This window comes from Nitrospirales bacterium, assembly GCA_031315865.1.
Taxonomy (GTDB): domain Bacteria; phylum Nitrospirota; class Nitrospiria; order Nitrospirales; family UBA8639; genus JAGQKC01.
This window is the reverse complement of the sequence record JALDRJ010000002.1, coordinates 2214933-2227211: the sequence shown is the minus strand read 5'-3', so window position 1 is coordinate 2227211 and position 12279 is coordinate 2214933. Positions and strand designations below refer to the sequence as shown.

7 protein-coding genes are annotated in these 12279 nt (G+C 58.6%); 6 read left to right on the top strand and 1 reads right to left on the bottom strand.

Annotation, left to right across the window (positions count from 1 at the left end):
• Nucleotides 1–81 precede the first annotated feature (81 nt).
• The 3 genes from MRJ96_10260 to MRJ96_10250 are packed head-to-tail and all read left to right on the top strand — an operon-like array spanning nucleotide 82 to nucleotide 5803.
• On the top strand, nucleotides 82–3255 hold the full coding sequence (locus tag MRJ96_10260) for an efflux RND transporter permease subunit (GenBank protein MDR4501821.1): 3174 nt from the start codon (nucleotides 82–84) through the stop codon (nucleotides 3253–3255).
• A complete protein-coding gene (locus tag MRJ96_10255) occupies nucleotides 3252–4637 on the top strand; it encodes a TolC family protein (GenBank protein ID MDR4501820.1) in 1386 nt (461 codons plus the stop codon). Before MRJ96_10260 ends, MRJ96_10255 begins: the two co-directional genes overlap by 4 nt.
• Entirely contained in the window at nucleotides 4634–5803 is a 1170-nt protein-coding gene (locus MRJ96_10250) for an efflux RND transporter periplasmic adaptor subunit (protein ID MDR4501819.1), read from the top strand. Before MRJ96_10255 ends, MRJ96_10250 begins: the two co-directional genes overlap by 4 nt.
• Nucleotides 5804–5935: 132 nt before the next feature.
• Here MRJ96_10250 and MRJ96_10245 read toward each other — a convergent pair whose 3' ends face one another.
• Complete coding sequence (locus tag MRJ96_10245) at nucleotides 5936–8137, bottom strand: TonB-dependent receptor (protein MDR4501818.1); 2202 nt, start codon at nucleotides 8135–8137, stop codon at nucleotides 5936–5938.
• Between the two features lie 635 nt (nucleotides 8138–8772).
• Between MRJ96_10245 and MRJ96_10240 the strand changes: the two genes are divergently transcribed.
• The 3 genes from MRJ96_10240 to MRJ96_10230 all read left to right on the top strand — a co-directional run bounded on the left by MRJ96_10240 (nucleotide 8773) and on the right by MRJ96_10230 (nucleotide 12272).
• Nucleotides 8773–9999, top strand: coding sequence for a hypothetical protein (locus MRJ96_10240; GenBank protein ID MDR4501817.1), 1227 nt, complete (start codon nucleotides 8773–8775; stop codon nucleotides 9997–9999).
• A 271-nt stretch (nucleotides 10000–10270) separates the two neighbouring features.
• Nucleotides 10271–10831: a MotA/TolQ/ExbB proton channel family protein gene (locus MRJ96_10235; GenBank protein MDR4501816.1), complete on the top strand. Its 561-nt coding sequence runs from the start codon at nucleotides 10271–10273 to the stop codon at nucleotides 10829–10831.
• A gap of 181 nt (nucleotides 10832–11012) precedes the next feature.
• Nucleotides 11013–12272, top strand: a complete 1260-nt coding sequence (locus tag MRJ96_10230) for a glycoside hydrolase (GenBank protein MDR4501815.1) — start codon at nucleotides 11013–11015, stop codon at nucleotides 12270–12272.
• The last annotated feature ends 7 nt before the right edge of the window (nucleotides 12273–12279 follow it).

The window sequence follows — 12279 nt, the reverse complement described above, 5'->3', positions numbered from 1 at the left end:
ATTGATTGACCGGCGCGAGGGCCTGTGAGATGGTACAGGTTCGCACGCAACCGTGTTTCCTGGTATGGGAATGTCATCCCGATGCATATGCTCGCCTGGTTCGCTAAAAATTCCGTCGCGGCCAACGTCCTCATGGGCTTGATCCTCCTGGCGGGATTCGCTGGACTTTCCTCGGTCGAGAAGGAAGTGTTTCCCCATTTTAGCCCGCAACAGATCGACATCAAGGCCTACTATCCCGGGGCCACACCGGAGGAAATCGCGGAACGGGTCTGTATCCCCATCGAAGAGGCCATCTATGACCTCGAGGGCATCCACCGCATCAACACCAAAGCCGGACAGACCTGGCGGCAGGAGGATGCCTGCTCCATCATCGTCTATGCGACCAGAACCCAAGCGCTGCAACCGCTGATCGCCGCCATTCACGCCCGGATTCAGAACATCCCCAAGCTTCCCGGCGGCATAGACCGTATTGATGTGCGGGAGGGACGCCGGCAGGGCGATGACGGCGTGATCTGGGTCGCGCTGTACGGCCGGACTGATCAGATCCACCTCAGCCGGTTGGGAGAAGATATCCAGGCCGATCTGTCACGCATCCCCGGCGTGAATCTCGCGAACAACTACGGATACGTGCCCTATGAACTCGCCATCGAGATTCCCCAGGAACGTCTTCGCCGCTCCAAACTGACCCTCAAAGAGATCGCCGAAACCCTGCGCCAAAGCTCGCTGGATCTTCCGGGCGGCCGGATTAAATCCAAGGCCGGGGATATCGTCTTGCGGACGCAGGGCCAGGCCCTCACCGCCGACACGTTTGGGGAACAGGTACTGTTGACGGCATCTGACGGATCGCGTGTGCCTCTCCGGGATATCGCCGCCATCCGCGACGGCCTGGCCGAACGGGATTTTATCTGGCACCACAACGGCATGCCCTGCCAGGGGTGGGAGGTGTTCGCCAAAGACGATGCGGTCGAAGTGGCCAGGCGGATCAAAGACTATGTCCGGAACATGGACTCCCAGCTACCGGACGGCCTGCGCTTGATTACCTGGTACGATGACTCCCAGGCCTTCGACGAGCGGGTAGGCACGCTCCTGGAAAACGGCCTGATGGGCTTTGTCCTGATCTTTCTGGTTCTGACCGTGTTCTTGAGCCGGCATCTGGCGTTCTGGGTGGCCACGGGCGTCATCACCGCTCTGGTAGGCACGTTGGGCGGTATGTGGCTGCTCGGCATTTCCCTTAATATGCTGAGCCTCTTCGGCTTCGTGTTAGCCTTGGGGATTTTAGTAGATGACACGATTATCGTGAGCGAGAGCATTAACCGCCATCAGGAGGCCGCCGCAGCCGCATGGACGGATTCCGCCTCCCCACGGCCAATCCGTGCGGACATGAACACCGCGACGATCCGCGGACTCAGAGAGGTTGCGAAACCGGTGACGCTGGCGGTCGTGACCACGATGCTTGCCTTTCTTCCGGGCCTCTTCCTCACCGGCTGGGCGGAATCGCTTCTGGGGCCCATTTGCAGTGTCGTGGTGCTGGCCCTGGGATTGTCACTCATCGAAGCCCTCTGCATATTGCCCGCGCATCTCACGCATGCCGTACGCGAATCATCCCGCGGGGTCGAGGCACTGCGCCAATGGGCGACCCGCGGCCTCAATACTCTGATCCATCGTGCGTATCTGCCGTTCCTGGATCGAGCGTTCCGTCAACCGTTTCTGTTGTTGACCAGCTGCGCCGCGGTTATGATGATCTCGGCAGCGCTGGTCGCGGGCGGCCATCTCCGGCTCACCATTCAAGCCGACGTGCCGAAGGATACCATTGCCCTGTTCCTGAACGTCCCTCCCGGCACGCCGTATTCGGCCGTCCAGACCTTGTCGAAACAGGTTGAACAGGCCTACAGCCAATTGCGGGACTCGCTGGAATCCCGCCAGGCCACCGGGGCGAGCAGCCCCGTTTCTGGCATCGAAAGCATGATCTACGAAGATTGGGCAGGCTTCTGGGTTGAATTGGCGCCCGGCGCGCGCCAGCGGTTTTCCGTGGCGGCGCTGGCGAGGGAATGGCGGGAAAACATCGGCGATATCGGAAAGGCCACGCTGGACTTCCAGTACAAGGAAGGCGACACGTACCATGATCTGGAGTGGCGGGTCAGCGCGACAAACAGTGAGACCGTGCAATCCGCCGTGGACAAGATGCTCCGTCATCTTACCGCCCTGCCCGGCGTGTTCGATGCCAAGCATTCCCACATTCAAGGCCGGCCGCAGCTCAGCCTGAAACTCCGGCCTGAAGCGGAACGCTTAAGTCTGCGGCTTGAAGAGGTGGCCGATCAAGTCCGGCAAGCCTACCTGGGCGAAGAGGTCCAGCGCTTTTACCGGCGGCGGGAACAAGTGAAGGTGATGGTGCGCCTGCCGCTCAGCGAACGGCAGCAGCTCGATGACTTTCGGCAATTGCCGATCCTGTTGCCGACCGGCGGTCAGGCGCCATTGGAATCGCTGGCGACATGGCAATGGCTCCCGCAAGCCGAGAGCGTGACCCGTGAAAACCGCCAAGAGCTGGTCTGGGTTCGGGCGCGGCTGAATCCCGACCTGGGGGATGCCCATGCCATCTATACCTCCATGGAATCCGGCTTGATCGACGAACTCACCCGGAACAACCCCGGCCTGCGTATCGGCGTCGGACCGGCACGGGAGGAACAGGAAGCGGCGTTGCGGACTCTCGGCCGGAACACCGTCTTTGCCATGGTGCTGATCTATGCGATCCTGGCCGTCTCATTTCGCACCTATCGCCTGCCCCTGCTCTTTCTTCTGGCCGTTCCTCTCGCGTGGGTCGGCGGGATCGCGACGCACCTGGTCCTGGGCCTGTCCCTCTCGATGGAATCGCTGGTGGGCATGATCGGCGCGAGCGGTGTCGTCATCAACGATAGCCTGGTCCTGCTCCATGATGTGCGGAGGCGTCAGCGCGACAAGCCGGACCTGCCGCTGCACACCTGTATACGCGAGGCGTGCCAAGTCCGTTTTCGTCCGATTCTGCTCACGTTCCTCACGACCTTCGCGGGACTCGTTCCCATGCTGTTCGAGACCAGCGCGCAGGCACAGTTTCTCGTGCCCATGGCCGTCGCGTTTGCCAGCGGTCTGTTGGGTGGTATGCTCGCAACCCTGTTCATCGTGCCGGTGACCGCCTTGCTCCTGGAACATATCCAGCCGCTGGATGAATCTGCCACGTTGTTCAAGACCGATATGGCCACATCACGCTCACAGGGAACATGAAGATAAGAACGGGTGTTTTTACGCTTACGCTGGTGATCACCTTGCTTGCCGGCTGCATGACGGCGCCGGACCGGGATGGCGAATCCATCATCGGTGAACTGCCAGTGCGTTGGACGGCAGATTCGGCGACCGCCGCCCACCAGATAGCCGAACACTGGGTCGACACGTTTCAACTCCCGAAGCTCAAGACCCTGGTGCAGGAAGCGTTGACGACGAATCACGACCTGAAAGCCGCAGCGGCCCGCGTGGAGATCGCTCAGGCGGCGGTGCGCATAGCCGGAGCGCCGCGCCTGCCGCACATCAATGCCCTCACCGATGTGCAACGGGGCCGACAGGGAACGTTTGTGGTGGATGAGGATCGAAAAGAACGGAGTCTCTTGGGGGCCCTGTTCAGTCTTTCATGGGAACTGGACATCTGGGGGCGGATTCGTGCCGCGCGTGACGCCGCGTCATTCGAGGCGCAAGCCGTCAGCACAGACCTGAACGGAGCGGCGCTGTCGCTCGCCGCGCGAACTGCGCAATCCTGGTTTGCATTACTCGAAGCGGGACAGCAGGAAGCCGTCGCCCGGCAGTCGGTCTCGGACCGGCGCATGCTGGTGGAACTGGTGCGTGGACGATTCACCCGGGGCCTGGCCCAGGGCCTGGACTTGAGCCTGGCGCTGACCGATCTGGCGAATGCGGAAGCCCAACTCGCCGAGACGAAAAACCTGGTGCAGGTAACCTCTCGCCACTTGGAGGTCTTGCTTGGCCGGTACCCAGCCGGTGAATTGAGCCCCGGCGAGCCATTGCCCCCACTGCCGCCGACGCTGCCGGCCGGTGTCCCTGCGGAACTCCTGGAACGGCGTCCCGACATCATCGCGGCCATGCGGCGGTTGCAAGCGCAAGACCAACGGTTGCTCAACGCAAACCTGGCCCTGCTTCCCAATATTACGCTGACCGCTTGGGGCGGCGTTCGCAGCACCTCGCTCAAAGACGTGATTCGCCCGGAGGCGCTCGTGTGGAACGTGGGCGCCGGGCTGCTGCAGCCGATCTTCGCGGGAGACCGCCTGGAGGGGAACATTGCACGGCAAGAGGCCGCCGTCACGGAAGCGCTGGAGGATTTTCATCAAACGGCGCTCGAAGCGTTCCAGGAAGTCGAGCAATCGTTGGCCACGGAAGAACGCTTGAGCGCGAGGGAACGGGCGCTGGCCGAAGCCGTGCGGCACGCCGAAGCCAACCAGCGTCTGTCCGTCTATGCCTACCGCCACGGGTTCACCACCATCCTCACGCTGCTCGATAGTTTCCGCGGAACATTGGAGGCTCAAAGCGCACACTTGACGGTGAAACGGCGTCTGCTCAACAATCGCATCGACTTGCATCTCGCGTTGGGAGGCGCCGTATGATTCGAACCGTATTACCCATCGGTGTGCTACTCATCGGCGTCGTCACGTCCCTGGCGGTCCTGGCCAATCGTTCTCAGCCGGAGCCGGACATACAGCAGCCCACGATCCCACACGTCGAAGTCCTCGAAGCACAACCGCAGACGGTGCGCCTGACGGTCAAATCGCAAGGCATCGCCATGCCGCGCACCGAAATCGATCTCGTCACGGAGGTTGCCGGAAAAGTCACCCGCGTTCACCCGTCCTTCGCGGCTGGCGGGTTTTTCAGTCGAGGGGACATGCTGATTATGGTCGATCCCCGCGATTATCAACTGGCGATGATCGAAGCCAAGAGTCGGTTGGCTGAAGCCCGGCGGCAATTGGCGCAAGAAGAAGCTCAAGGCGATCAGGCCCTTAACGAATGGCACGCGCTGGGCGAGGGAACACCAACGCCTCTGGCTCTCCGGAAACCACAGCTCGCGGAAATGCGCGCCAAGGTCGCCGCCGCCAAAGCCGAACTGGCCAAGGCGACATTACAACGCTCTCGCTGCGTCCTCACAGCGCCGTTCGACGGACGCATTCGAACCAAGCTTGTGGATGTCGGGCAATACATCGTGCCCGGAGAAACCGTGGCGCGACTGTACGCGACCGACAGCGCGGAGGTGCGCCTGCCGGTCTCCATGGACGAATTGTCGTTTATCGACGTATCCTCGTCCTACCGACCCTCAGGCCAACGCTCAGACCAAAGCCGGGCCATGCCCACGGTCACCTTGAGCGCCATGGTGGGTGGAACCACGGCCCGATGGGAGGGCCGCATCATTCGCGCCGAAAGCGCGCTGGAGCCGACCACCGGGCAGCTATTCCTGGTCGCGCGCGTCCCGAACCCGTTCGCCGCGCATGACAATCAACCGCCGCTACTGCCCGGCACGTTCGTGCAGGCGAACATCGAAGGGCGGGAACGGCCTGGCATCTTTATCCTGCCTCCTTCTGCGATCAATACCACGAGCAATGAAGTGATGATCGTCGATCACGACAACCGGGTCGCGGTTCGCCAACTCGATGTGCTCAAACAGGAGCCGGATCGCATCCTGGTCCGGGGAGGACTCCAGGCAGGTGACCGGATCGTGCTTTCCGGCATCGACGTCCCGGTGGACGGGATCGAGGTGCAGGTCGTCTCGCCACAATCCTAGCCCCTAAACCCTGAACTCTCGCGAATCGGCCACATGCCGGGTCGCCCTGTCTGCCGGGAACGCCACTCCCGGCCTTCGTCGCCACTTCGGCGGAGTAGGCGGCGGCTTTTTTGAACCGCCCCGCGAGTGTTCTCAAAAGCGGGCAGTCACACTCAGCTCATAGGTCCTCGGCGCCCCGATCAACACTTGCTCGGGATAAAATTGCGACCCCCAGATGGCATACGTCTGGTCGAACAGATTCCGGGTTCGAAATGTCATCCAGAATTGCTTGTACGCCACAGAGAGCCACGCATCCACGGTCATATACGACCTCAGACGTATCGTATTCGCAGTATCGTTATACCGGTCACCGACATAACGCCAGGCCGCGCCCACATCGACCGGAACAGTAACCGGCAATCGATAGACGGACCATAGATTGGCCACGGTCTGCGGCACTTCAGGAGGACGATGGCCATTGCGTGAAACCAGGTTTCCGCCTGATAATTGCGAAAACTTGTCAAACTTGGCCGAGAGAAACGTCACATTTCCCTGAACCCGCCACGCATCCGTCACCTTCGCGGCCAGGTCAATCTCAACCCCTTTGGACGATTGCTTCCCGACGTTCACGGACTCATTCTGCGAAACCTGCGTCAGGATGTGCTTGCGGCGGATATCGAAATAAGCGACCGTCCATTGAATGCGGTCATCCCAGAACTGTCCCTTGATACCCACCTCCCACTGCTCTCCCCTCGCCAGGTCGAACCGTTGGCCGGGACTCAGCGTGAAGAGACTTCCCGCGACGGGATCGGCTGCGGTCGCATACTGACCATACAGGGTCATCTGCGGTATGACATCGTAAACGACACCGACCCGCCACGTCAGCGGGTCGAAATTCTCCGTAAAACTGGTCGCCGGATTCAACACCCCGAGCGTGTTATATCGTTTGCGTTCCAAATGAATCAGATCGTACCGTATCCCGGCCACAATCTTCAGGGTTTCGAGCACACTGAATTGATCCTCGGCGAAAAATGCCGTATTGGTCACCCTGGCGATTTGTTTGGCGGTCGAACCCCCATCAAACACCCCCTGGACAGGTGAGAACGGATCAACGCTGTCCACGTTGCCGGCATAATAACTGGGACGGGTAAAGTTGATGTGATTGAATTCGATGCCGCTGACAAAGCGATTCTGAAAATCCCCAATCGGGTGATTTACCTGCAATTCAAACCGGTCACCGACGACCCATTGATCGTGTTCCACGAGGAAACGGTCCCGGTCAATCAGTTCGGTACCAGGATCGAAGCTGTAGGTCTCGGCATTTTTCCATTCCCTGGAAGCCGTGTAGTAAAAGCTTTGATTCCGCACGTTGACCCATTCCAGCGGCTGCCACGCCATCTTCAATTTTGTCCATGTCGTCAACGCGCTCATGTTGCCGTCTTGCACATTATAATTTTTTCGCAACATGCGATGGTCGATAGTTCGATGGTCTGCGGTGTCCACCACACCGTTGACCTGATCAGTGGAAAATGACTTGGGAACCAACGGCGTTCCCCAATACGGGTTGGATTGATCGTAGGCAACGTCGAACGACAACTCCACATGGAAGTCCGAGGACACGTCGTATAACAAGGCACTGGTCAAGTTGTAGAGCGCATACGGCGTTCGTTGAACCCCCATGAGACTATCGGCGCTCTGATAGCTGCCATCGATGCGGTAATGTAAGGACTTGGAGCCCAGGGTTCCTCCACTTCCAAGACCGGCTCGCACCGTATTGTAGGACCCGTACGAGACCGAAACTTCACTACCTTCCACCTTCCGATCCGGTCGCTTGGTAACGAGGTTGATCATTCCCGCCACAGCCCCTTCTCCGTACAACACGGAAGCCGGCCCCTTGAGAATTTCGATGCGGTCGAGATTCCACGAATCGCGGGGACGAGTGACGAAGCCAGTCGGGCCGAGCGAGAGCCCATCGAAGAGTAAACGAATTTGATTTCCGCTAAACCCCCGCATGGAAAACGCACCAGGGGAAACAGGATGATCGCCGACCGTCACGCCGATGGCGGCTTGCATGGCCTCTGAGACCGTCCGCAATCCCCGCTCCTGAACCGTCTGTTGGGAAATGATTTCGATACTGGCAGGGATCTCCCGCACGGTCAATCCTAATCGTGAACTGCCTTGACTCGGCTCCGTCAATCCCAGTGAACCTGTCCCGGTCAGCCTCAGCCGCTGTCCTTCTATCAGCACTTCCGGCAGCGTGTGAACTTCATCTGGCTGCGGTTCGTCTTCCGCCGGAAAAGCGGGAAGAGAAAGGAGGAAAACCATGACTCCTGCGCACAACAGCCGCCACGACATCGGGACTCGTCGACATTTCTTCTTGAACATACGTTTCTCCAAGATGGTGATTCAGAAATCTCAATGCACCGCACGGTGACGAAACGCAACCAGCGCACACAGGCAGTCGAAGTTTCTGAACGTCTCGTCAACGCAGGCGATATTGAGGACAAAAAGGAGGGCAGTATGGTGAAGAAAGTTCGTTCGAGTCTAGAGACTGTTGCTATCGAATACTACACAACACATCTTTTGTTGAGAGATTTTCAAAAAAGAATCTGCCGCACTTCCCAACCGGTCGATTTAAGAAATCCTGCCAGTCTGTAGCATCGGTCAGCAGCGATCAGTAGACCGGAATGCTCCGATCAACTATGGTGTGCAGGTGTCATCATTGTCGCCCTGTACCTGATATCTTTGACATTGTTTCAGTGCTCCAAGGACGGACCGGCCTCCAACCCTTGGACCAATCCCGAGTGAAGGTGTTTGGACTTGCAACCTCCTTGGCCTTCACTCGGACTTTTTCCTCTTCAATCTCTATTCCTTCCACGTCACGAGCGCGAACAACCATCAAGCCTTTGTCCATCTCTTCCATAAGCGCAGTCATGTTCGATCTTTGTCCGACACGATCACATACAAGCAGGCTCCATGGTCTGACGGTCATGCTGAGTCTTGCCTGGCTCTTGCTCGCCACGGCCTGTCAACCCACCGTACGTCCGACTCTCCCGGTACAACCCATCGACAACCCGGCTCAGGCAGGGGCCCGACTTCCCCGGCTCACGCCCATGCCCGACGGTGGAACCTTGATGAGCTGGGTCGAACCCTGGTCAAACGGTCACATTCTGAAATTTGCCGTGCGAAACGATGGACGGTGGATAAGACAAGGGGAAATTGCACTCGGGGATAACTGGTTTATCAATTGGGCCGACTTTCCATCAGTCAGAGTCATTAACCCTAAATTCTGGGTTGCGCACTGGCTCGTGAACTACCCGGGGGGCGGCACTTATGAATATGACATCGCCATCGCTATCTCGACCGATGCCGGCGTCACCTGGTCTGATCCCAAACGCCCCCATCGTGACGGGATCGCGGCGGAGCATGGGTTTGCCACCATTTTTCCCGTGGATGAAGAAGCGGGAGTGATCTGGCTCGACGGACGTGACTATTCTTCCAAAAAGAACGGTCATCATTCCCCTGCGACATCCGGGAATTTTTCCTTGCGCTACAGCCGGATGGATCGCCATGGGAACTTTGGACCCGAGCAGATCATCGATGACAATACCTGTACCTGCTGCGGGACATCCGTCGCGAACACGACAACCGGCCCCATTGCCGCATGGCGCAGTCGAACACACAAAGAAGTCCGCGACAATTTCACGGCGCGGTTACAGGCAGGCCGATGGTCAGCGCCTCAACCGTTGGGAGACGATGGATGGGAAATCCCGGGATGCCCGGTCAATGGACCGATGCTGGCGGCGCAAGGCATGAACGTCATCGGAGCCTGGTATACCGAAGAAGGGGACCATCCACGAGTGAAGGCGGCCGTCTCAAACGATGGAGGACGGAGTTTCACCTCACCTATCATCGTGGATGAACATGACCCGTTCGGCCGTATTGGAGTCGTCTGGCACACGCACCAGTCAGCGGTCATCACCTGGATCACCGCGCCCGATGACGCCACGAACACTCCCAGCCTGGCGCTACGCGTCCTGTCTACAGACGGCACAATAGGCCCCATTCACTATCTGACGAAAGTGAGTGGAGGCCGGGATTCCGGATTCCCGCAATTCAGCGCGGAGCCATCAGGATTCCTGTTGGCATGGACGGGAGCAGCTCCAGAGTACGGCATTCACACGGCATGGATTCCCACAGAAACTCTTGCGCGCTAATCACGGCTGACGCCGCCACCATCTGGCTCAGGAAACGCCTGAGCTGGAAGGTCGCTACAGCCAGGCGGCATGCACAGGCATGCGCGCTCAGACCCACTAGCACTCGTCAAAATGTAGCATTCGCGGGCAATGATCACTAGACACTTCGCATGCCGATTCTTTATGACTAACGGTGACTGCCGGATGATGCGTTCATTACAGCTTCCCATGTTTGTAGGTTGATACCTTGTTACACGAAGAAATGCTACAGGTTCTGATGAAGGGCGGGTGGATGATGATCCCGATCATGCTGGCCTTTGCGATTGGGGTCATGATTAGCCTGGAACGGGGATGGTTTTTCCTGGCAAACCGCGGCGGGAAAGAGCCCGAACACATGTTGGACCTGATCCGGCGGGGAAAGATGACTGACGCGCTGGCACTGGCCGAACAACATCAGAATCCGGTTCTTGCCGTGCTGGGAACGGGCATCATGCATCGACAGGATGACCCGGCCAAGGCCATGATGAGCCGGGGTCTGGGCGAAATCGGCAGGATGAAGCGCGGCCTCCCCGTGCTGGATACGATCATTACCTTGGGACCGTTGCTCGGACTGCTGGGGACCATCATTGGCATGATTGATTCTTTCGGTATCATGGCTACAGGGGGACTGGGACAGACCCAAGCCGTGACCGGTGGCGTCGCCGAAGCCCTCATCTGTACGGCGGCCGGCATATTCGTGGCCGTCATCATCCTCATTCCGTACAACTATTTTCAGGCGTACATCGAAGGGGAAACCGAACGAATCGAGCTTTTTGCGACACAAGCAGAAACCGCCTTTACACAGCTCACATAATCACCAGCCCATTCAAGCTGTCGCGTGCATTCACCTACTCCCTATGACGAAGATTGGGGCAAAACGTAGCACTTGTTGGCAGGCATCGGTTGACTAGAGCCACAACTCTCTTTTACGTTCATCTTCATTCAGACCATTCATTTCTCAAGGCTCAATACCACACCTTACCTTTGAGGGCTTCATGATGCTATTCCCGCTCCACCGAAAGCCATGCCTGTTGTTGTTCCTCATGCCTGTCTGGCTGACTCTCATCTTCTGTTTGCAAGCCGCTGCGGAATCACCGCAGACACCGACACTGGGGACGCAACTGTCCATCAATCATGGAGCCAAGAAAGTGTCCGGCGCCGCGATTCAGATCGATGAGCAGGGCAACCGCCATCTCGCCTGGTATGAAGCGGGTAAGGAACGGCACGAACTCTTCTATGTCGCGGTAACAGCCGGCGCCACGACTGTGCCTTCGGCTGTTCATGTCAATCAACATGGCCCGCCCGTGGCCGCGATTCATCAATCTCCGAGTTTAGCGGTAGGGCCCACAGGCGACGTGTATCTCTCCTGGACGTCACCGCAATCGCCGCCATCGAACAATCCATTCGCCAGCACACTCCGGCTGAGCACGTCGAAAGATCGGGGACAGACCTTCTCCATGCCCATTATCGTCAATGACGATACGACCCCCTCAAGTCATACGTTTGATAACATGTGCGTGGACCGGAAGGGGGTGGTGCATCTAGCTTGGATCGATGAACGGACGGGGAAACGGCAGCCCAAGACCTACATCACCCGTTCTCTCGATCGAGGAGGGAGTGTTGCGAAAAATCTCCAGCTGGAAGGCAACACCTGCGTCTGTTGTCGCACCGCATTGGCCTCGGCCCCAGATGGCACGGTGTATGTCGCCTGGCGGCAAATACTGGATGACACGTTTCGCGAGACCGTCGTCGCGCGATCCACGGATGGCGGGAAGACCTATTCTTCGCCAGTCATCGTTGGAAATGACCGATGGAATTTCCCTGGATGTCCGCACCGCCCCGCCTCCCTAGCCGTGGATGGCAAGGGCCGGGTATACGTGACGTGGTACACGGAAGGCCCGGACGATGTCCCGGGCATCTATCTCGCCATGTCCGATGACCAAGGACGCACCTTCTCACCCCGGAAAAAGCTCAATGTTTCAACCAGCACTTTCCCTGATACGCCACAGATGGCCGTCGATCGCTCTGGACGGGTGCTGGTGGCCTGGGAAGAACTTTCCCCCGTACGCCATGAGATCTATTTCTCGTCTTCACTCGACCGCGGCCAAACGTTCAGCCCGCCTCAACGGCTCAACAACGCCAAGGCCCAACACCCGGCCGTTGCCGTCAATCAACAGGGGCAAGGCATCATCTCGTGGGTCGAGCATGCCTTCCCCAATAACGTGACGATCGTTCAAAACGTGACACTTCCTTGATCCTTTT

What these genes read in the sequence shown, in the direction of transcription:
- MRJ96_10235 (MDR4501816.1), top strand. Translation starts at nt 10,271, where the DNA reads ATGATGATCCCGATCATGCTGGCCTTTGCGATTGGGGTCATGATTAGC.
- MRJ96_10250 (MDR4501819.1), top strand. Translation starts at nt 4,634, where the DNA reads ATGATTCGAACCGTATTACCCATCGGTGTGCTACTCATCGGCGTCGTC.
- MRJ96_10255 (MDR4501820.1), top strand. Translation starts at nt 3,252, where the DNA reads ATGAAGATAAGAACGGGTGTTTTTACGCTTACGCTGGTGATCACCTTG.
- MRJ96_10245 (MDR4501818.1), bottom strand. Translation starts at nt 8,137, where the DNA reads ATGTCGTGGCGGCTGTTGTGCGCAGGAGTCATGGTTTTCCTCCTTTCT.
- MRJ96_10260 (MDR4501821.1), top strand. Translation starts at nt 82, where the DNA reads ATGCATATGCTCGCCTGGTTCGCTAAAAATTCCGTCGCGGCCAACGTC.
- MRJ96_10240 (MDR4501817.1), top strand. Translation starts at nt 8,773, where the DNA reads ATGCTGAGTCTTGCCTGGCTCTTGCTCGCCACGGCCTGTCAACCCACC.
- MRJ96_10230 (MDR4501815.1), top strand. Translation starts at nt 11,013, where the DNA reads ATGATGCTATTCCCGCTCCACCGAAAGCCATGCCTGTTGTTGTTCCTC.